We start from the raw sequence: 20,751 nt of genomic DNA on the forward strand, positions 1-20,751 counted from the left end.
GCCTGCCAACCGCAGCCGCCCATCGGGCGGCTTTTTGCTGCCCTGCGCGTGGCTATCAGGGTTTTTGCCAATGTATGCATAATTGTTACCCTGACCATGAACCGACTCGCCTCTATCCTGCCCTCTGCTCAAGTCCTTGTGAGCGTTGACGCCACCAGCAAGAAGCGTGCTTTTGAAGAAGCGGGTCTGCTGTTTGAAAGCCTGCACGGTCTTTCGCGGGCGCTGATCACCGACAGCCTGTTTGCGCGCGAGCGCCTGGGCTCTACCGGCCTGGGGCACGGCGTGGCCATTCCACATGGCCGCATCAAGGGGCTCAAGGCGCCGATGGCCGCGGTTTTCCAGCTGGCGCAGCCGATTGGCTTCGACGCACCCGATGAAATGCCGGTCGGATTGCTGATTTTCCTGCTGGTGCCCGAGGCGGCAACCCAGAAGCACCTGGAAATCCTCTCGGAAATCGCCGAACTGCTGAGCGACTCGGTGCTGCGCGAAAAGCTCAAGGCCTGCGACGATGCCACGGTGCTGCACGGCATGATCGCCGAGTGGCAGTCCACCCAGGTGGCCTGATTTTTCCCTTGACCCTGGCGGGACTGCCTTGAAGCCCAACGTCGTCAGCGCCGATGTCCTGTTCGAGGAATTCCGGGGCACCCTGAAATGGGAGTGGCTGGCAGGCCTGGGCGCCTCAGAGCGCCGCTTTGACGAGGTGGCGGTGCGCGCGGCACGCTCGGGCGCCGATCTCGTCGGCTACCTCAACTACATACATCCCTACCGGGTGCAGATCCTGGGCGAGCGCGAAATCGCCTATCTCACCAACGCCACGCCGGAAGACTGCCAGCGCCGCATCGGGCGCATCGTCACGCTGGAGCCGCCGGTGCTGGTGCTGGCCGACGGCCAGGCCGCGCCGGATGCGCTGCTGTCCATGTGCGAGCGCGCACAGATCCCGATGTTCGCCACGCACGAGTCTTCGGCGTTCGTCATCGATGTGCTGCGGGCTTACCTTTCCAAGCACTTTGCCGACCGCACCACGATGCATGGCGTGTTCATGGACATTCTGGGCCTGGGGGTGATGATCACGGGCGAATCCGGTCTGGGCAAGAGCGAGCTGGGGCTGGAGCTGATCTCGCGCGGCAACGGCCTGGTGGCCGACGATGCCGTGGACCTGTTTCGCATCAACCAGACCACCATCGAGGGCAAGTGCCCGGAGCTGCTGCAAAACCTGCTGGAGGTGCGCGGCATCGGTCTTTTGGACATCCGCGCCATCTTTGGCGAGACCGCCGTGCGCCGCAAGATGCGCCTCAAGCTCATCGTGCACCTGGTGCGCAAGGAAACGCTGGAGCGTGACTACGAGCGGCTGCCCTACGAGCCCCTGACGCAGGACGTGCTGGGCGTGCCAGTGCTCAAGGTCGTGATCCAGGTGGTGGCGGGGCGCAATATTGCCGTGCTGGTGGAGGCGGCCGTGCGCAACACCATCCTGCAGTTGCGCGGCATCGATACCTACCAGGAATTCGTGGAGCGGCACCGCCGCGCCATGGAGCGCGACTCAGGGGACTGATCCGCAGGCCCTTGAAGGGAGACGCACCGGGACGGGACGCGAAGCGACTCAGGGGTGGTTCATTTAGCGGCGCAGTGCGCGCACTGGCCATACAGGGCCATGGTGTGGTCCTGCACCACCCAGCCCTTGGCCTTGGCAATGATCTGCTGGCGTTTTTCGATTTCCGGATCGTAGAACTCTTCCACCTTGCCGCAGGATGTGCACACGAAGTGGTCGTGGTGCTGGCCTTCATTGAGTTCGTAGATCGCCTTGCCGCTTTCGAAATTGCTGCGGATCAGGATGCCCGCCTGCTCGAACTGCGTGAGCACCCGATAGACCGTGGCCAGCCCGATGTCCGAGCGCTCTTCCAGCAAGACGCGAAAGACATCCTCGGCCGTCATGTGGCGTTGCGCGCCCTTCTGGAAAATCTCCATGATCTTCAGGCGCGGCAGGGTTGCCTTCAGGCCTGTGCTTTTGAGTTCGTCGATATTCGTCATGACCCTGTCTTTCGTGCGCCAGCGGGCTCGACCAGCCACGCAGGACCAGCCGCTACAATGGATTCATCATAGCCTTACGACCCTTTCCCATGCCCGTCAAAGCCCATTGCAGCGCCCGCCCGGGCGTGACCTTGTTCATCGGTGCCTGCCTGGCGGCCTTGGCCGGCTGCAGCAGCCTGGACAGTGCCAGCAACCGCCTGGCGAGCATCGTGACGCCTTACAAGGTGGCTGTGGTGCAGGGCAACTTCGTTTCCAGCGAGCAGGTCGAGGCGCTTCAGCCGGGCATGAGCCGGCAGCAGGTGCGCGACATCCTCGGCACGCCCCTGGTGACCAGCCTGTTCCACGTAGAGCGCTGGGAATACGTGTTCACCATCCAGCGTCCCGGCCAGGAGCTGCAGACGCGCAAGCTCACCGTGTTCTTCCAGGGGGATCTGCTGCAGCGGTTTGACAGTGACACCATGCCCTCCGAAACCGAGTTTGTGGCGTCCCTGGGATCGCGCTCCACCAAGGGCAAGGTGCCCGTGCTGGAGGCCACCGACGCCCAGCTGGCGCGTTTCCCCGCACCCGAGCGCGCGCCCAAGGCCCCCGTGCCTGCACCTGCCGAGCCCGCTTCCAACTCTTACCCTCCGCTCGAAGCGCCTGTGCGCTAAGGGCTGCGGCCCGGGGCTCCGGCACCCGGCGTTACCCGCCACATCCACCGATACAGGAATCACATGACAGGCAACTCTTTGCCCAACCCAGCCGCTTCCCCTTCCTTGCGCGTCGCGGTGGCGGGCGCGTCCGGCCGCATGGGCCGCATGCTGATCGAGGCCCTGCGCGCCAGCGACGACATGGTGCTGGCCGGTGCGCTGGACGTGGCGGCCAGCCCCGCCATCGGCTCGGACGCCACGGCTTTCCTGGGCCACGCCAGCGGAGTGGCCATCACCGCGGATGTGCGTGCGGGTCTGAAGAACGCCGATGTGTTGATCGACTTCACCCGCCCCGAAGGCACGCTGGCCCACCTGGCCGTGTGCGCCGAACTGGGTGTGAAGGCCGTCGTCGGCACCACGGGCTTCACGGAGGCGCAGAAGGCCGAGATCGCGGCATGTGCCCAGCGCACCGCCATCGTGATGGCGCCCAACATGAGCGTGGGCGTCAACGTCACGCTCAAGCTGCTGCAGATGGCGGCCAAGGCCATGGCGACCGGTTACGACATCGAGATCATCGAAGCCCACCACCGCCACAAGGTCGATGCCCCCTCGGGCACGGCCCTCAAGATGGGGGAAGTGATTGCCGAAGCATTGGGGCGCGACCTCAAGGAATGCGCCGTCTATGCGCGCGAGGGCGTCACCGGCGAGCGCGATCCGTCGAGCATCGGCTTTGCCACCATCCGCGGGGGCGATATCGTGGGCGACCATACCGTGCTGTTCGCCGGCATTGGCGAGCGCATCGAAATCACCCACAAATCGTCCAGCCGTGCCACCTATGCCCAGGGCAGCCTGCGTGCCGTGCGCTTTCTCGCAGACCGCAAGGCCGGCATGTTCGACATGTTCGACGTGCTGGGCCTGAACTAACCCCGCAGCGAGCCGGTATGGACGCACTGCACTGGTGGCGCCAGGGGGATGCCGTGACGCAGGGCACGGCCCTGCTGCTGCTGGCCATGTCGGTGGCCAGCTGGGTGGTGATCTTCTGGAAGATGCGCCTCATGCACCGGGCCACGGCCGACGTGGCGCGCTGCACGGCGGCGTTCTGGCAGGCGCCATCGCTGGACATCGCGGCGCAGCGTCTGCCGTCCTTTGACCGTGAAGCGCTTTTTCTTCCTTTGGTTGTTGCTGCAAATTCAGTAGCAAATCAGTCGAATCCCGGTGCACAGGCCACCCTGGCCACCTCCGGGAGCCTGTCGCAGCAGCTGACCCGCGTATTGCGCGATGCCCTGCATGGTGCCCTGGGGCGATTGCAGTGGGGACAGGTGCTGCTGGCCACGGTGGGCTCCACGGCGCCCTTCGTCGGCTTGCTGGGCACGGTCTGGGGCATCTACCATGCGCTTTCCGCCATGGCAGGTGCCGGGCAGATCACCATTGATCGCGTGGCCGGCCCCGTGGGCGAGGCCCTGGTGATGACGGCTGCCGGCCTGGCGGTGGCCATTCCAGCCGTGCTGGCCTACAACGTGTTCGGCCGCTTCATTGGCCGCATCGAGGCCGACCTGGAAGGTTTTGCGCGCGACCTGCGCGAGCTGCTGGCCGACACGGCCCCTGTTCAAGGTAGCGCCTTGGGGGGCAGCGAACCAGGCGCAGCGGGGAGCGTGGGGGCATGAGTTTCGGCCGGCTGGAGCGCACCCCCGGGCCCCAGCCCATGAGCGACATCAACATGACGCCCCTGGTGGACGTGATGCTGGTGCTGGTGGTGATCTTCATCCTCACGGCGCCCTTGCTGGCCAGTGCCATCCGCCTCGACCTGCCCCGCGCGCAAGGGGCCACGCCCGGCGACGCGCCCCAATTCGTGACCCTGGTGGTGGACCGCAGCGGTCAGGCCTATCTGGACGACCAGCCCTTGTCGCAGGCCGCCCTGGCCGAGCGGCTGCAGCGCATTGGTGCCGCCCGGCCCGACACCGAGGTGCAGTTGCGTGCCGATGCGGCCGTGCCCTATGGCCGCGTGGTCGAAGTCATGGGTGCAGCCCACAGCGCGGGGCTGCAGCGCATCGGTTTTGTCGCCGAGCAGCCCGCAGCAGCACCCTGAGCCACCAGTGCAAGGCCCGGCGCCGCGCCCGTCACCGCCTAAAATCTGCCAAAGCCGCCCAGCGGCTGCCTCCCTCTCACCCAGCAGAGCCTCCATGCAAGAAAAATACTCTCCCCAAGACGTCGAGCGCGCGGCGCACGACCACTGGACCGCCACCGACGCCTACCGCGTGACGGAAGACGCGAACAAGAAGAAGTTCTACGCCTGCTCGATGCTGCCCTATCCCAGCGGCAAGCTGCACATGGGCCATGTGCGCAACTACACCATCAACGACATGCTCACGCGCTACCTGCGCATGAACGGCCACAACGTGCTGATGCCCATGGGCTGGGACGCGTTCGGCCTGCCGGCCGAGAACGCGGCGCTGAAGAACGGCGTACCGCCCGCCAAGTGGACGTACGAGAACATCGCCTACATGAAGAAGCAAATGCAGGCTATGGGCCTGGCCATCGACTGGAGCCGCGAAGTCGCCACCTGCGACCCCGAGTACTACCGCTGGAACCAGTGGCTGTTTTTGAAGATGCTCGAAAAGGGCATTGCCTACCGCAAGACCCAGGTCGTGAACTGGGACCCGGTGGACCAGACCGTGCTGGCCAACGAACAGGTGATCGACGGCAAGGGCTGGCGCACCGGCGCCACGGTGGAAAAACGCGAGATCCCCGGCTACTACCTCAAGATCACCGACTACGCCGAGGAACTGCTCGACTTCGTGACCGGTGACAAGCTGCCCGGCTGGCCCGAGCGTGTGAAGCTGATGCAGGAGAACTGGATCGGCAAGAGCGAAGGCGTGCGCTTTGCCTTCCCGCACGACATTGCAGGCGACGATGGCGCGCTGATCGGCGGCGGCAGGATGTACGTGTTCACCACGCGTGCCGACACCATCATGGGTGTGACGTTTTGCGCCGTGGCGCCCGAGCACCCGCTGGCCGCCCACGCCGCCAGGGCGAACCCCCAGCTGGCGACCTTCATTGAAGAATGCAAGAGCGGCGGCACCACCGAGGCCGAGCTGGCCACGCAGGAAAAGAAGGGCATGCCCACGGGCCTGTTTGTCACGCATCCGCTGACCGAGGAAAAGGTCGAAGTCTGGGTCGGCAACTATGTGCTCATGGGCTATGGCGACGGCGCCGTGATGGGCGTGCCCGCGCACGACGAGCGCGACTTTGCCTTTGCCCTCAAGTACGGCATCGAGATCAAGCAGGTGGTGCTGGTCGATGGCGAGCACTTTGATTACCACCAGTGGAACGACTGGTACGGCGACAAGCAGCGCGGCGTCACCATCAACTCCGACAGCTTCAGCGGCCTTTCCTACAAGGACGCCGTGGCCGCCGTGGCCCATGCCCTGCAGGCCAAGGGCCTGGGCGAGACCAAGACCACCTGGCGCCTGCGCGACTGGGGCGTGAGCCGCCAGCGCTACTGGGGCACACCGATCCCCATCATTCATTGCGACGAGCACGGCGCCGTGCCCGTGCCCGAGAAAGATCTGCCGGTGGTGCTGCCCACCGACTGCGTGCCTGACGGCTCGGGCAACCCGCTGCACAAGCATGAGGGTTTTCACGCCGGTGTCGTGTGCCCGGTCTGCGGCAAGGCCGCGCGCCGCGAGACCGACACCATGGACACCTTCGTGGACAGCTCGTGGTACTTCATGCGCTATTGCGATCCGAAGAACGCTGAAAAAATGGTTGCGGAAGGTGCCGATTACTGGATGCCCATGGACCAGTACATCGGCGGCATCGAGCACGCCATCCTGCACCTGCTGTATGCGCGCTTCTGGACCAAGGTCATGCGTGACCTGGGGCTGGTCAAGGTCGATGAGCCCTTCACCAAGCTGCTCACGCAAGGCATGGTGCTCAACCACATCTACAGCCGCCGCACCGCCAAGGGCGGCAAGGACTACTTCTGGCCGCACGACGTGGAGCATGTGCTGGACGAGGGCGGCAAGATCATCGGCGCCAGGCTCAAGAACGAGGCCACCAGCGGCGATGGCCTGCTGCCCGTGGGCACGCCCATCGATTACGAGGGCGTGGGCACCATGTCCAAGTCCAAGAACAACGGCGTCGACCCGCAGGACCTGATCGAGAAGTACGGCGCCGACACCGCGCGCCTGTACACCATGTTCACCGCTCCACCCGAAGCCACGCTGGAGTGGAACGACGCGGCGGTGGAGGGCAGCTACCGCTTTTTGCGCCGCGTGTGGAACTTCGGCCTGAAGCTGTCTGCCATGGATCTGGAAGCTGCCGGCGCAGGCGTGACTGGCGCCAAAGCCCTCAAGGATGTGGAATTCGGCAAGGAGGCCAAGGCCCTGCGTCTGGAGATCCACACCGTGCTCAAGCAGGTGGACTATGACTACCAGCGCATGCAGTACAACACCGTGGTCTCGGGCGCGATGAAGATGATCAACGCGCTCGAAGACTTCAAGGCCACCGACTCGGCCGGCGCCCAGGTGGCGCTCGTCGAAGGCTTCGGTATCCTGCTGCGCTGCCTGTACCCGGCCACGCCGCATGTGGCGCACAGCCTGTGGTCGCAGCTCGGTTACGCCGGGTCTCTGGGTGATCTGCTCGATGCGCCCTGGCCGCAGGTCGATCCCGATGCGCTGGTGCAGGACGAGATCGAGCTGATGCTGCAGGTCAACGGCAAGCTGCGCGGCTCCGTCCATGTGCCGGCACAGGCCGACAAGGCCGAGATCGAGCGCATCGCGCTGGCCAGCGAGGCGTTTGTGGCGCACGCGGCTGGCGCCGCACCCAAGCGCGTCATCGTGGTGCCCGGCCGTCTCGTGAACGTGGTAGTGTGACCGTGATGCACAAGCGCACATTGCTCTCCCTCGCGCCCGTGGCACTGCTGGCCGCCTGCGGGTTTCGCCTGCGGGGGGTGCCCGAGTTTTCCTTCGCAACGCTCTACGTGGCGGCACCGCAGGGCTCGTCCCTGGCGCGGGAGCTGGTGCGCACGCTGCAGGGCTCGGGCAGCACACTGAAGGTGCTGCGCGATCCTGCCGACCTGCCGACCGCCGAGGCCGTGCTTGACCTGCTGTCGGAGCAGCGCGAGCGCGTGGTGGTGGGCCTCAATGCCTCGGGCCAGGTGCGCGAGCTGGAATTGCGCCTGCGCGTGCGCTTCAAGCTGCGCACGCCGGCCGGCGAAGAGCTGATCCCCAACACCGAGCTGCTGCAGCAGCGCGAGATCAGCTACAACGAAGCCATCGCCCTGGCCAAGGAGGCCGAAGAGGCCTTGCTGTACCGCAACATGCAGACCGATATCGTGCAGCAACTGCTGCGCCGGCTGGCGGTGGCCAAGCGCTGACGCCTGCTCAAGGCGCAGGCGCTGATGCCGACGGCGCGCGCATCAGCGTGCTCTTGCCAAACAGCGACTCCACCAGGTCCACGGCCAGCGCGGCCGTACGGTTGCGCACATCGAGGGCGGGGTTGAGCTCCACGATGTCCAGCGAGGCCAGGCACCCGCTGTCGGCAATCATCTCCATGCACAGCTGCGCTTCGCGGTAGGTGGGGCCGCCGGGCACCGTGGTACCCACGCCGGGCGCGATGTCGGGGTCGAGAAAGTCCACGTCAAAACTCACATGCAGGTGGGTGTGGGCATCTAGTCCGGCCAGCGCCTGCTGCATGGTCTGGCGCATGCCCACCTCGTCGATGTGGCGCATGTCGAAGACTTCGAGACCCTGTTCGTGCACAAAGCGCTTTTCGCCTTCGTCCACGCTGCGGATGCCGATCTGGCGGATCTGGTCGGGGCGCAGCGCCGGGCCGCCGCCGGGCATGCCCGCCAGTTGTGTCAGCGCGGCCGGGCCAAAGCCGCACAGGCAGGCCACGGGCATGCCGTGCACATTGCCGCTGGGGGTCAATTGGCTGGTGTTGAAGTCGGCGTGGGCATCGAGCCACAGTACGCGCAGCTGCTTGCCCGCCTCGGCGCAATGGCGCGCCACGGCGCTGATGCTGCCCAGGCCCAGGCAGTGGTCGCCGCCCAGCAGGATGGGCAGGTGGCCCCGCTGCAGCTCGGCATACACGGCATCGCACACGCGCTGGTTCCAGTCCACCACCTCGGGCAGGTGGCGGTAGCCGTCCACGGGCGGCTGCCAGGGGTTGGACGGGCCGCTCAAGTTGCCCCGGTCCAGCACCTGCAGCCCGTGCCGTTGCAGCGCCGCCTGCAGCCCGGCCACGCGCAGGGCCTCGGGGCCCATGGAGGCGCCGCGCGCGCCCGCGCCAATGTCGGTGGGGGCGCCGATCAGGCTGATGGACTGGGCGCTGCGCAGGGCGGTGGGGGACATGGTGCTGGTGCTTTCGGGTAAGGCGGCAGAGGTCGGGGCGGGCGCGGACGCCCGGGGGGGATTCTCGGGGCTTTGGGCGCGCATGAACAGCAAAACAGCGGGTCCGTCCGTTGCCACCTTCGCACACCGGGTGGGGCGGCCTGGCCATTGGTGCAGTGCCCCCGCGTGGCAAGGCGATAAACTTTGCCGCATGCAAGTCGCCTTGGCCCAACTCTCTTCCCATCTTCCACGGGGCCTGTCGCCGCTTTATGTGCTGCATGGCGACGAGCCCTTGCTGCAGCAGGAGGCGGCAGACGCCATCCGGGCCGCCGCCAGGGTCCAGGGCTATACCGAGCGCAGCAGCTACACCGTGGCCGGCGCCCACTTCGACTGGAGCGCGGTGCTGGCCGCAGGCGGCAGTCTGAGCCTGTTTGCCGACAAGCAGATCATCGAGATCCGCATCCCCTCGGGCAAGCCCGGCAAGGAAGGCAGCGTGGCGCTGCAGCAGGTGGCCGAATCGGCCCGGGGCAACGACAGCACGCTCACCATCGTCATGCTGCCGCGCCTCGATAAAACCACCAAGACTGGTGCCTGGTTTGCCGCGCTGGAGGGCAACGGCGTCTCCATCCAGATCGACCCCATCGAACGCGGCCAGCTCCCGCAGTGGATTGCCCAGCGCCTGGCCGCGCAAAACCAGCGTGTGGTGGCGGGCGAAGAAGGCCAGCGCACCCTGCAGTTCTTTGCCGACCGCGTGGAAGGCAACCTGCTGGCCGCGCACCAGGAGATCCAGAAGCTGGCCCTGCTGCACCCCCCGGGCGAGCTCACGCAGGCCCAGGTCGAGGCCGCCGTGCTCAACGTGGCCCGCTACGACGTGTTCAAACTGTCCGAATCGGTGCTGGCCGGGCAGACGGGCCGCGTGCAACGCATGCTCGATGGCCTGCAGGCCGAGGGTGAGGCCGAGGTGCTGGTGCACTGGGCGCTGGCCGAAGACATCCGCGCCCTGAAACGCGTCAAGGATGCCATGAACGCGGGCCGCCCCCTGCCCATGGCCCTGCGCGAGAACCGCATCTGGGGCCCCAAGGAGCGCTTGTTCGAGCGCATCCTGCCCAAGGCCAGCGACGCCGCCCTGGCGCGGCTGCTGCAGTCGGCCCACACCGTGGACGGCATCGTGAAAGGCCTCAAGCAGCCCGACTGGCCGCAGGACGGTTGGCAGGCGCTGCAGCGGCTGGCGTTCCAGCTGTGCCGGCTGACGCAAGCGGCGCGGTGAGGTTTCACCGCCAGGTTTTCATTGTTTTTTGGCGCTGGATCTTATCCATCAAGCGCTGATAGCTATCAGAAAAATAGTATCGGTTCAGATGGATTCCAGCAGGCCACGCGCCTTGTCTATCCACATCTGCAGGCTGGCGATCAGATCCTGCTGGCTGAACGAGCAGCTCTCTTCAGAGAACAGCGCACTCGATTCCAGCCGGTCCAGCAGGCCGTGCAGCACCTCGGCGTAGCGCGGCGGCAGGGCGGCGAGCAGTTCGGCCTGTTCGCGGGCGGTATGGCTGAGGCTGGACGCGGGCAGTGCACCCGCGGTGAAGGCCTGGAGTGCTTCTTGCACGGGTTGGAGCAGGTAGGAGCGTGTCATCGGAGCCGCTGCAAAGTGAAGGGGCAAGGGTAACCGCTGTGCGGCGGGCAGGCTGCGGGGTATCTGCGGCAAAATCCTGACATGAACGCCCTCAACGTCACCGAATACACCCACACCCTCGGTTTGCAGGCAAAAGCGGCCTCTGCGCTCATGGCCAAAGCGCCGGCAGCTATCAAGAACAAGGCGCTCAAGGCCCTGGCCCGCCTGCTGCGCGAAAACACAGCCGCCTTGCAGACCGACAATGCCGTCGACCTGGAGCGCGCCCGCGCCGCCGGCCTGGCCGAGCCGATGGTGGACCGCCTCCAGCTCAGCCCCAAGGTGCTGGAGACCTGCGCCCAGGGCTGCGAGCAGCTGGCCGCCATGCCCGACATCATTGGCGAAATCATCGGCATGAAGCAGCAGCCCAGCGGCATCCGCGTGGGCCAGATGCGCGTGCCGATCGGCGTGTTCGGCATGATCTACGAGAGCCGCCCCAACGTGACCATCGAGGCGGCCAGCCTCAGCATCAAGAGCGGCAACGCCTGCATCCTGCGCGGCGGCTCCGAGGCGATCGAGTCGAACAAGGCATTGGCCAGACTGGTGCAGCAGGCCCTGGCCGAAGCCGGCCTGCCGCAGGACGCGGTGCAGCTGGTGCAGACCACCGACCGCGAAGCCGTGGGCCAGCTCATTGCCATGCCGCAGTTTGTGGACGTGATCATCCCGCGCGGCGGCAAGGGCCTGATCGAGCGCATCAGCCGCGATGCCAAGGTGCCGGTCATCAAGCACTTGGACGGCAACTGCCACACCTATGTGGATGACCCCTGCGACATCGCCATGGCCGTGAAGGTCGCCGACAACGCCAAGACCAACAAGTACAGCCCCTGCAACGCCAGCGAAGGCCTGCTGGTGGCGCGCGGCGTGGCGGCGGAGTTTCTGCCGCAGATCGGCGCCGTGTATGCCGCCAAGGGCGTGGAGATGCGCGGCTGCCCCGAGGCGCTGGCCATCCTGCAGCCGGTACCTGGTGCCCAGCTGGTGCCTGCCACCGAGCAGGACTGGAGCGAGGAGTATCTGGCGCCCATCATCAGCGTGAAGGTGGTGGCGGGCGTGGACGAAGCCATCGCCCACATCAACCGCTATTCGAGCCACCACACCGACGCCATCCTGACCACCAACCACATGCACGCCCAGCGCTTCTTGCGCGAGGTGGATTCGGCCAGCGTGATGGTGAATGCCAGCACGCGCTTTGCCGATGGCTTCGAGTTTGGCCTGGGGGCCGAAATCGGCATCAGCACCGACAAGTTCCACGCGCGCGGGCCGGTGGGGCTGGAAGGCCTCACCTCGCTCAAGTACGTGGTGCTGGGCGATGGCGAGGTGCGGGTCTGATTTGCTGCTTATTTCATAGCTGGTTGGGGTTGCCAGTATTGCGCTGAAAGCCAATACCAGATGAAAATCATCATCCTCGGAGCCGGCCGCGTAGGCCAGAGCGTGGCCGACAACCTGGTGTCCGAGCGCAACGACATCACCGTCATCGACACCGACGCCGAGCGTCTGCGCCGCCCAGGACGAGACCAACTTGGTGTGCTGCAAGGTGGCGCAGCTGGTGTTCAACATCCCCAAGCGCATTGCGCGCGTGCGCTCCACCGGGTTCCAGCGGGATGAGCGCCTGGTGTCCACCGAAGGCTTTGCGGTGGACCGCATCATCTGCCCCGAGGAATCCCTCACCCGCTACATCGGCAAGCTCATCGAATACCCCGAAGCCATGCAGGTGCGCGAGTTCGCTGGCGGGCGGGCCTGCCTGGTGTCGGTGCGGACGCGGGCCGGCGCACCCATGGTGGGCCACACCGTGGCCGAGATGCGCAGCAGCACCCCCGAGGTGGCGGTGCGCCTGGTGGCCATCTATCGCCGCTTTCCGGAAGAGCCCGACCGCTTCGTGGCCTGCGCCGGGGAAACCCGCATCGAGCCCGGCGACGAGGTTTTTGTGCTGGCCGCGCGCGAGCACATCGCCCATGTGCTGGCCACCTTGCACCGCCGGGACGCCACGCCGGTGCGGCCCGTGCGGCGCATCATGATCGCCGGCGGCGGCCGTGTGGGCCTGCACCTGGCGCTGGAGCTGGGCAGGGAGCCGGGGCGCTATCTGGTGAAGATCATCGAGGACGACAGTGCGCGCTGCATCGAGCTGGCCTCGCGTCTGCCGTCCGACACCCTGGTGCTGCAGGGCGATACCACCGATGAAAACCTGCTCGGTGACGAGAGCATCGACGAGATCGATCTCTTTCTGGCCCTGACCGACGACGACGAGGACAACATCATGTCCTGCCTGCTGGCCAAGCGCATGGGCGCGCGCCGCGTGCTGGCGCTGATCAACCGCCGCAGCTATGCCGACCTGATGCACGGCACGCAGATCGACATTGCCCTGTCGCCCGCGCAGGCCATGCTGGGCGAGCTGCTGGCCTATGTGCGCCAGGGCGATGTGCAGGCCGTGCACAGCTTGCGCCGGGGCGTGGCCGAGGCGCTGGAGATCGTGGCCCGTGGCGACCGCAAGACCTCGCGGGTGGTGGGCCGCAAGGTCAGCGAGCTGGCCCTGCCGCGCGACGTGCACATCGGCCTGATCGTGCGCGGCCTGTCCGATGCGCACGATGCACCCGAGGGGGCGCCCGATGCGCCGCCCGAGCCGCAGGTGATCATCCCACGCAGTGCCACGGTGATCGAGAGCAATGACCATGTGGTGTTCTTCCTGCCGCACAAGCGGCTGGTGCGCGACGTGGAAAAGCTCTTTCGCGTGAGCGCCACTTTCTTCTGAACCGGAACAGGTCCGCGAGAACACCATGGTGGACATGTTTCCCGTCCTGCGTGTGCTGGGCATCCTGGTCATGATCTTTTCGCTGTCCATGGGGCTGCCGCTGGCGGTTTCGCTGTGGACCCAGGACGGGGTGTGGCATGTGTACCCGCTGGCCATGGGCGCCACGATGCTGGCGGGCGCATGGCTGTGGTGGCGCCTGCGCCTGTTCCGGCAGGAGCTGCAGCCACGCCATGGCGTGATGCTGGTCTCGCTGGTGTGGATGCTGCTGCCACTGGCGGCTGCCGTGCCGCTGATGCTGGCAGGGCACCACGCAGGGCGGCCGATGTCGTTCACGCACGCGTACTTTGAAGCCGTTTCCGGCCTGACCACCACGGGCGCCACGGTGCTGACGGGCCTGGACACCCTGCCCGTGTCGGTGAACGTGTGGCGCACCTTTTTGCAGTGGATGGGCGGCATGGGCATTTTGATCCTGGCGGTGGCGGTGCTGCCACTGCTGGGGGTGGGCGGCAGCCAGCTGTTCAAGGCCGAGGCGGCCGGGCCGCTCAAGGACACCAAGCTCACGCCGCGCATGACCGGCACCGCCAAAGGGCTGTGGGGCGTGTACGCCCTTTTCTCCGCCCTGTGTGGCCTGGCCTACTGGGGGGCGGGCATGGCACCGCTGGATGCGCTGATGCACATGTTCTCCACGGTGAGCCTGGGCGGGCTGTCTTCCCATGACCAGAGCTTCGGGTATTTTCAGTCGCCGCTGCTGGAGACCATCTGCATCTTCTTCATGCTGGTGGCCAGCTGCAATTTCGCACTGTATTTCGTGGCCATCCGCAAGGGGCAGTGGGGTGGCTTCTGGCGCGACCCGGAGCTGCGCGCCACCCTGTTCACGCTGGTCGGCGGGGGGCTGCTGGTGGCCGGGTTGCTGTGGGTCAAGGGAGTGTATGCGCCGCTCGATGCGCTGCGCCACGGCATGTTCAACCTGGTGTCCCTGGCTTCCACCACCGGCTATTCCACGGTGGACTATCTGGGCTGGCCGGTGTTTGCGCCCGTGTTCATGCTGCTGCTGTCGGGCCTGGCGACCAGTGCGGGCTCCACGGGCTGCGGCATCAAGATGGTGCGCGTGCTGATCTTGCTCAAGCAGGCGCGCCGGGAAATGAACCGGCTGGTGCATCCGCGCGCCGTGCAGCCCGTGCGGCTGGGCGACGCGGTGGTGGACAACCGGGTGATCTTCTCGGTGCTGGCCTTCATGCTGGTGTATGGCGCCACCATTTTCGGCCTGAGCATGGTGCTGCTGCTGACCGATCTGGACCTGGTGACCGCATTTTCGGCCGTCCTGGCCAGCGTCAACTGCACGGGGCCGGGTCTGGGCAGTGTGGGCCCCGCCGCCAACTACGCCGTGCTGACCGATTTCCAGATATGGATCTGCACCCTGGCCATGCTGCTGGGGCGGCTGGAGATACTGAGTTTCATGGCCTTGCTCACACCGGCGTTCTGGCGGCGCTGACCGGCCGGAGGCCGGCCAGCGCGCTGCCTTGCGAATCTCTGGCCCGGCCCCAACTCCTACAATTCACCGCAACCGCTTCCCGAGGGCATCTATGGTTCCGCATCTCATCACGGCCCTCACGGGGCCGATCAACGAACTCGAACAGCGCATCCTCGACTCCATGCCGGCCATCGAGCGCTGGTTTCGCCTGGAGTGGATGGAGCACACGCCGCCGTTCTACACCTCGGTCGATATTCGCAATGCCGGCTTCAAGCTGGCGCCCGTGGACACCAATCTGTTCCCGGGCGGCTGGAACAATCTCACCAAGGAGATGCTGCCCCTGGCCGTGCAGGCCGCCATGGCCGCCATCGAGAAGATCTGCCCCGAGGCGCGCAACCTGCTGATCATTCCCGAGAACCACACGCGCAACACGTTTTACCTGGCCAATGTGGTGCAGCTGCAGCGCATCTTCAACATGGCGGGCCTGAATGTGCGGGTGGGCTCCATCAGCCCCGAGATCAAGAAATCCACCCTGATCGAGCTGCCCAATGGCGACTCGGTGATGCTGGAGCCCGTGATCCGTACCAAAGGGCGGTTGGGCCTCAAGGATTTCGACCCCTGCACGATTTTGCTCAACAACGATCTTTCGGCCGGCGCGCCGGGCATTCTGGAGGACATTCATGAGCAGTACCTGCTGCCACCCCTGCATGCAGGCTGGAGCGTGCGCAGGAAGAGCACGCATTTCAAGAACTACGAAGAAGTGGCCAAGCGCTTCGGCAAGATGCTCGGCATCGACCCCTGGCTGATCAATCCGCTGTTCAGCCAGTGCGGAGCTGTGGATTTTGCCGAAGGCACGGGCATGGACGGGTTGCAAAGCGGGGTGGATGCCCTGCTCGCCAAGGTCCGGCGCAAGTACAAGGAATACGGCATCCATGAAAAGCCCTTCGTAATCGTCAAGGCCAACAACGGCACCTATGGCATGGGCATCATGACCGTGCGCGATGCCAAGGAGCTGGACGACCTGAACCGCAAGACCCGCAACAAGATGGCCGTCATCAAGGACGGCCAGCCGGTCAGCGACGTGATCATCCAGGAAGGGGTGCTCACGCAGGAGCGGGTGCACGAGGCCGTCGCCGAGCCGGTGGTCTACATGATGGATCGCTATGTGGTGGGCGGCTTTTATCGCATGCATGCGGAGCGCGGCGTGGATGAAAACCTCAACGCCCCCGGTGCGAGTTTCGTGCCGCTGGCGTTCGAGCACAGCACGCACATGCCCCAGCCCGGTGTGCGCCCGGGTGTGAGTGCGCCCAACCGCTTTTACATGTATGGCGTGGTGGCGCGCCTGGCCATGCTGGCTGCCAGCTACGAGCTGGAAGCCACCAACCCGGACGCCGAGATTTACGACTGATCCGGGGCCATGCCCTGCCGGGGCGCCGGGGTCGGTGCGCAGTTGTTGCGCTGCAACAAAACCCGTGAGGCCGACCCGCCAGGGCGATGGCGGGCGCACAATAGCGTTCCCAAAAGTTACGGAACCCCGTCTTGCCCAGTGCCGCGGGGGGTGTCAGTGCAAAGTTCCAAATCATCGCTCGCAGCGCTCACGCTGGGCGCCATCGGTGTTGTCTACGGCGATATCGGCACCAGCGTGCTGTACGCGGTCAAGGAAGTTTTCGGCTCGGGCCATGTCCCGTTCACGCCGGACAACATCTACGGCATTCTGTCCATCTTCTTCTGGACCCTGACCGTCATCGTTTCCCTCAAGTACGTAGTGCTGGTGCTGCGTGCCGACAACAACGGCGAGGGCGGGCTGATCGCCATGCTGGCGCTGGCCTCGCAGGCAGTGAAAGACAAGCCCCGCTTGCGCAAGGGGCTGCTGGCGGTGGGCATCTTCGGCACCTCGCTGTTTTATGGCGACGGCGTCATCACCCCGGCCATTTCGGTGCTGTCCGCGGTGGAGGGGCTGGAGGTGGTGTCGCCCCATTTCAAGCAGTATGTGATTCCGCTCACGCTGATCGTGCTGTTTTGCCTGTTTGCCGTGCAAAAGCGGGGCACGGGTGGCATCGGAAAATTTTTCGGTCCCATCACGCTCCTGTGGTTCCTGTCCCTGGCCGTGCTGGGGGTGTCGCACATCGTCACCCACCCTGAAATCCTCTGGGCCATGAGCCCGCACCACGCGCTGGGGTTCATGTGGGCCCATCCGGGCATCAGTTTCATCATTCTGGGTGCCGTGGTGCTGTGCGTGACCGGGGCCGAGGCGCTGTATGCCGACCTGGGGCATTTTGGCAAACGGCCCATCCGCCTGGCCTGGTTTGGCGTGGCCATGCCGGCGCTCACGCTCAATTATTTTGGCCAGGGTGCGCTGCTGCTGGCCGAACCCGAGGCGGTGAAGAATCCGTTTTTCATGATGGCGCCCGACTGGGCCCTGGTGCCGCTGGTGATCTTGGCAACGCTGGCCACGGTCATCGCTTCGCAGGCGCTCATCACGGGCGCCTTCAGTGTCACCAAGCAGGTGATCCAGCTGGGCTATCTGCCGCGCCTGAACATCCTGCACACCAGCGTGCGGGACACGGGGCAGATCTACATCCCTCTGGTCAACTGGGGGCTTTTCGTGGCCATTGTGCTGGCGGTGGTGATGTTCCGCTCGTCCAGCAACCTGGCTGCGGCCTATGGCATCGCCGTGACGCTGGACATGTTGATTACCACCACCTTGACGTTCTTTGTCATCCGCTATGGCTGGGGCTATCCGCTGGCGCTGTGCATTGCGGCCACGGGCTGTTTTTTTGTGGTGGACCTGGCCTTCTTCGCGTCCAATCTGCTCAAGCTGTTCCAGGGCGGGTGGTTCCCGCTGATGATCGGCGGCGGCGTGTTCGTGCTGATGATGACCTGGAAGGAGGGGCGCCGCCTGCTCAACGACAAGCTGCGCGCCGATGCCATCGACCTCAAGGCTTTCCTGGAGTCGGTGTTCCTGAACCCACCCACCCGCGTGGACGGTACGGCGGTGTTCCTCACGGCAGAACCGGGGGCCGTGCCCAATGCCATGCTGCACAACCTCAAGCACAACAAGGTGCTGCATGGCCAGAATCTGTTCGTCACCGTGCGCAACCACGAAGTGCCTTGGATCGGGCTGGACAAGCGCCTGCAGGTGGAGCCCCTGGGGCACGATTGCTGGCAGGTGGTGGTGCATTACGGCTTCAAGAACGATCCCGACATCCCCAGCGCCCTGCACCAGTTGCGGGGCCGGGGCTGTGAGCTGGAGGCCATGACCACCAGCTACTTTCTCTCGCGCGACACCATCATTCCCACCATCGGCAGCGGCATGGCGCCTTGGCGCGAGAAGCTGTTTGCCCAGATGCACCACAACGCCAGTGGCGCCGCCGACTTCCTGCATTTGCCCAACAACGCAGTGGTCGAGCTGGGCTCCAAGATCGAGATCTAGCCAGATTGACAGGATTTTGGCTTGTGGTGCCTGTTTGGTAGGCGCAATATGCTATTGAATATGTAGCGTATTGGTGCATGGCGATGCCAGAATGCACCCATGCAATTTTTCAAAGACCTGAGCCTGTCTGCCTTCACCGCCGGCTTTGTGGCGGTGCTGGTGGGGTTCACGAGTTCCGTGGCCATTGTTTTCCAGGCGGCCCAGGCGTTTCAGGCCACACCCGCGCAAATCACTTCGTGGATGTGGGCGCTGGGGCTGGGCATGGGCCTGTGCTCGCTAGTGCCCTCGCTCTTGCTGCGCAAGCCGGTGATGGTGGCCTGGTCCACGCCAGGCGCTGCCGTGCTGGCCACCGCCGGACTGGCTGGAGGCTTCAGCATGGCCGAGGCGGTGGGCGCCTTCATGGTGTGTGCCGTCCTGATCACGCTGGCGGGTGTTACGCGCTGGTTCGAGCGCGCCATGAGCCGCATTCCCATGGAGATTGCCGCAGCGTTGCTGGCGGGGGTGCTCGCGCGTTTTGGCATGCAGGCCTTTGCTGCGGCGCAGACGGCCCTGCCCCTGGTATTGCTGATGCTGGGGACGTATCTGGTGGTGCGCCGGCTGCTGCCACGCTATGCCGTGGTCATCACGCTGGCGCTGGCCATCGGTTTTGTTGCGCTGCGCGGCGAGATGTCCTGGTCGGCCATTCGCCTGGAATTGGCCATGCCCGTTTTCACGGCGCCGCAGTTCACCTGGTCTGCGGCCATCAGCCTGGCCCTGCCCCTGTTTGTCGTGACCATGGCCTCGCAAAACCTGTCGGGCGTGGCGGTGATCCGCGCCACGGGGTATGACCTGCCGGTGTCGCGCCTCATCACCATGACGGGGCTCGCGACCCTGGTGCTGGCGCCCTTTGGTGGCTATGCGCTGAATTTCAGCGCCATCACCGCCGCCATCTGCATGGGCCCCGAGGCCCACCCGGACCACACCAAACGCTACACGGCTGCGGTGTCCTGCGGCTTGCTGTATGTGGTGATCGGCATCTTCGGCGCGGTCGTCACGGGCCTGTTGACCGCGTTTCCCAAGGAGCTGGTGGTGGCCATCGCCGGCCTGGCTTTGCTGGGCACGATCGGTAACGGCTTGGCTGCCGCGCTGCAGGGCGAGTCTCATCGCGAGGCGGCACTGATCACCTTCCTGGTCACTCTCAGCGGCGTGGTGGTGGCAGGGGTGGGGTCTGCGTTCTGGGGCGTGGCCGCCGGCAGCCTGGCGCTATTTGTGCAACAGTACAGGCGTTCCCAAGCCGAGAGCGTCTGACCAGGTCGGATGCAGTGAATGCGGCAATGCCATGGGGGCGGCCGCCTGTCCACACTGTCGATACTTAACGCACGATCCTTTTTCCTGAAAAACCATGAAACTCCTTTTCATCGCTGATCCGCTCGAAGGTTTCAAGATCTACAAGGACACCACCTTTGCCATGATGCGCGAGGCGCAGCGGCGTGGACACCAGCTGGCGGCATGTCTGCCACAGGATCTGGTGTGGCAGCGTGGCAGCCAGGTGACTGCACGGGTGCGCGACATTGTTCTCACGGGCGATGCGACCGATTGGTTCCAGGCGCAGCCACTGCGCAGTTCGGCCCTCACGGCGTTCGATGCGGTGCTCATGCGCAAGGATCCGCCCTTCGATAGTGAATATTTTTATGCCACCCACTTGCTTGAACAGGCCGAGAGGGAGGGCGCACGGGTATTTAATAAACCGCGTGCACTGCGCGATCACCCGGAAAAACTGGCGATCATGGAGTTTCCCCAGTTCATCGGCCCCACGCTGGTGACCCGTGATGCGCAAGACATCCAGCAGTTCCATGCAGAACACCAGGACATCATCCTCAAGCCACTCGATGGCATGGGAGGCATGGGCATTTTTCGGGTCGGTCCGGACGGACTGAATCTAGGCAGCATCACGGAAACACTCAACCGCCACGGAGCGCAAAGCGTGATGGTGCAGAAATTTCTTCCGCAGATCGTGGACGGTGACAAGCGTGTCCTCATCATCGGGGGCAGGCCGGTGCCTTTCTGCCTTGCACGCATCCCGCAGGGCAGCGAAGTCCGGGGCAATCTGGCGGCGGGCGGCAAGGGCGTGGCAAGGCCACTGTCTGCGCGGGACTGGGAGATTGCTGAAGCGCTGGGCCCTGTCTTGCAGAGCCGGGGCTTGCTGCTGGCAGGCGTGGATGTCATCGGAGAGTGCGTCACCGAAATCAACGTGACGAGCCCGACGTGCTTCCAGGAGATCCAGGAACAGACGGGTTGCGACGTCGCGCATCTGTTCGTGGATGCGCTGGAGGCGGCTGTTGCCGCGCACGGCTGAAGACGGCGGGTGAGGTTGGGTTTTTCTGACTTTCCCGTGTTATAGTCTACGGCTTCGCTGCCGTGAGCCCTCTTCGTGAGGGTGCTGGATGCGGAGGAAAAAAGAAGATGGTTTTGG

The 20,751-nt window shown here is 65.2% G+C and carries 18 protein-coding genes and 1 pseudogene; 16 read left to right on the forward strand and 3 right to left on the reverse strand.

All coding sequences use genetic code 11. The annotated features are described in order from the left end of the window. Window positions 1-96: 96 nt before the first annotated feature. Both AC1RDS_RS18570 and hprK read left to right on the forward strand, forming a co-directional pair. Window positions 97-564, forward strand: coding sequence for a PTS sugar transporter subunit IIA (locus tag AC1RDS_RS18570; RefSeq protein WP_026435456.1), 468 nt, complete (start codon window positions 97-99; stop codon window positions 562-564). A 28-nt stretch (window positions 565-592) separates the two neighbouring features. Further along, complete coding sequence (gene hprK / locus AC1RDS_RS18575; protein WP_026435455.1) at window positions 593-1,549, forward strand: HPr(Ser) kinase/phosphatase; 957 nt, start codon at window positions 593-595, stop codon at window positions 1,547-1,549. Between the two features lie 59 nt (window positions 1,550-1,608). On the opposite strand, the gene fur is transcribed toward hprK, so the two are convergent. Next, window positions 1,609-2,025 (reverse strand): ferric iron uptake transcriptional regulator, encoded by a 417-nt coding sequence (gene fur / locus AC1RDS_RS18580; RefSeq protein WP_026435454.1) that lies wholly within the window; start codon window positions 2,023-2,025, stop codon window positions 1,609-1,611. An 89-nt stretch (window positions 2,026-2,114) separates the two neighbouring features. Between fur and AC1RDS_RS18585 the strand changes: the two genes are divergently transcribed. The 6 genes from AC1RDS_RS18585 to AC1RDS_RS18610 all read left to right on the forward strand — a co-directional run bounded on the left by AC1RDS_RS18585 (window position 2,115) and on the right by AC1RDS_RS18610 (window position 8,031). Next, entirely contained in the window at window positions 2,115-2,675 is a 561-nt protein-coding gene (locus tag AC1RDS_RS18585) for an outer membrane protein assembly factor BamE (RefSeq protein WP_026435453.1), read from the forward strand. Window positions 2,676-2,738: 63 nt separating this feature from the next. Next, window positions 2,739-3,578 carry a 4-hydroxy-tetrahydrodipicolinate reductase gene (gene dapB / locus AC1RDS_RS18590; RefSeq protein WP_026435452.1) on the forward strand — a complete coding sequence of 280 codons (840 nt, stop codon included), beginning with the start codon at window positions 2,739-2,741 and terminating at the stop codon, window positions 3,576-3,578. Window positions 3,579-3,595: 17 nt separating this feature from the next. Continuing rightward, on the forward strand, window positions 3,596-4,318 hold the full coding sequence (locus AC1RDS_RS18595) for a MotA/TolQ/ExbB proton channel family protein (RefSeq protein WP_051248722.1): 723 nt from the start codon (window positions 3,596-3,598) through the stop codon (window positions 4,316-4,318). Continuing rightward, window positions 4,315-4,740: an ExbD/TolR family protein gene (locus AC1RDS_RS18600; protein WP_026435451.1), complete on the forward strand. Its 426-nt coding sequence runs from the start codon at window positions 4,315-4,317 to the stop codon at window positions 4,738-4,740. Before AC1RDS_RS18595 ends, AC1RDS_RS18600 begins: the two co-directional genes overlap by 4 nt. A gap of 94 nt (window positions 4,741-4,834) precedes the next feature. Further along, window positions 4,835-7,528 (forward strand): leucine--tRNA ligase, encoded by a 2,694-nt coding sequence (leuS, locus tag AC1RDS_RS18605; RefSeq protein ID WP_348682871.1) that lies wholly within the window; start codon window positions 4,835-4,837, stop codon window positions 7,526-7,528. Window positions 7,529-7,533: 5 nt separating this feature from the next. After that, the gene (locus tag AC1RDS_RS18610) at window positions 7,534-8,031 is read left to right on the forward strand and encodes an LPS-assembly lipoprotein LptE (RefSeq protein WP_026435449.1); all 498 of its coding nucleotides are present in this window, start codon (window positions 7,534-7,536) and stop codon (window positions 8,029-8,031) included. A gap of 7 nt (window positions 8,032-8,038) precedes the next feature. Here the strand turns inward: AC1RDS_RS18610 and rocF are convergent, their stop codons facing one another. Then, window positions 8,039-9,007 (reverse strand): arginase, encoded by a 969-nt coding sequence (gene rocF / locus AC1RDS_RS18615; protein ID WP_287879021.1) that lies wholly within the window; start codon window positions 9,005-9,007, stop codon window positions 8,039-8,041. A gap of 190 nt (window positions 9,008-9,197) precedes the next feature. Between rocF and holA the strand changes: the two genes are divergently transcribed. Continuing rightward, the gene (holA, locus tag AC1RDS_RS18620; protein ID WP_287879019.1) at window positions 9,198-10,253 is read left to right on the forward strand and encodes a DNA polymerase III subunit delta; all 1,056 of its coding nucleotides are present in this window, start codon (window positions 9,198-9,200) and stop codon (window positions 10,251-10,253) included. A gap of 84 nt (window positions 10,254-10,337) precedes the next feature. On the opposite strand, the gene AC1RDS_RS18625 is transcribed toward holA, so the two are convergent. Further along, window positions 10,338-10,616, reverse strand: coding sequence for a hypothetical protein (locus AC1RDS_RS18625; RefSeq protein WP_287879017.1), 279 nt, complete (start codon window positions 10,614-10,616; stop codon window positions 10,338-10,340). A gap of 81 nt (window positions 10,617-10,697) precedes the next feature. On the opposite strand from AC1RDS_RS18625, the gene AC1RDS_RS18630 reads away from it, so the two are divergent. The 7 genes and pseudogenes from AC1RDS_RS18630 to gshB all read left to right on the forward strand — a co-directional run bounded on the left by AC1RDS_RS18630 (window position 10,698) and on the right by gshB (window position 20,634). After that, window positions 10,698-11,978 carry a glutamate-5-semialdehyde dehydrogenase gene (locus AC1RDS_RS18630; protein ID WP_348682868.1) on the forward strand — a complete coding sequence of 427 codons (1,281 nt, stop codon included), beginning with the start codon at window positions 10,698-10,700 and terminating at the stop codon, window positions 11,976-11,978. A gap of 60 nt (window positions 11,979-12,038) precedes the next feature. After that, window positions 12,039-13,395: pseudogene (trkA, locus tag AC1RDS_RS18635) on the forward strand (Trk system potassium transporter TrkA). 25 nt (window positions 13,396-13,420) lie between these two features. Next, window positions 13,421-14,887: a TrkH family potassium uptake protein gene (locus tag AC1RDS_RS18640; RefSeq protein WP_348682867.1), complete on the forward strand. Its 1,467-nt coding sequence runs from the start codon at window positions 13,421-13,423 to the stop codon at window positions 14,885-14,887. Between the two features lie 91 nt (window positions 14,888-14,978). Beyond that, window positions 14,979-16,274 (forward strand): glutamate--cysteine ligase, encoded by a 1,296-nt coding sequence (gene gshA, locus AC1RDS_RS18645; RefSeq protein WP_287879012.1) that lies wholly within the window; start codon window positions 14,979-14,981, stop codon window positions 16,272-16,274. A gap of 156 nt (window positions 16,275-16,430) precedes the next feature. Further along, entirely contained in the window at window positions 16,431-18,299 is a 1,869-nt protein-coding gene (locus AC1RDS_RS18650) for a potassium transporter Kup (protein ID WP_092701147.1), read from the forward strand. A 99-nt stretch (window positions 18,300-18,398) separates the two neighbouring features. Next, on the forward strand, window positions 18,399-19,586 hold the full coding sequence (locus AC1RDS_RS18655) for a benzoate/H(+) symporter BenE family transporter (RefSeq protein ID WP_092701151.1): 1,188 nt from the start codon (window positions 18,399-18,401) through the stop codon (window positions 19,584-19,586). 94 nt (window positions 19,587-19,680) lie between these two features. Then, window positions 19,681-20,634, forward strand: coding sequence for a glutathione synthase (gshB, locus tag AC1RDS_RS18660; protein ID WP_092701154.1), 954 nt, complete (start codon window positions 19,681-19,683; stop codon window positions 20,632-20,634). Window positions 20,635-20,751: the final 117 nt, after the last annotated feature.

The sequence above is a fragment of the Acidovorax sp. GW823-FHT02H02 genome, assembly GCF_058797075.1.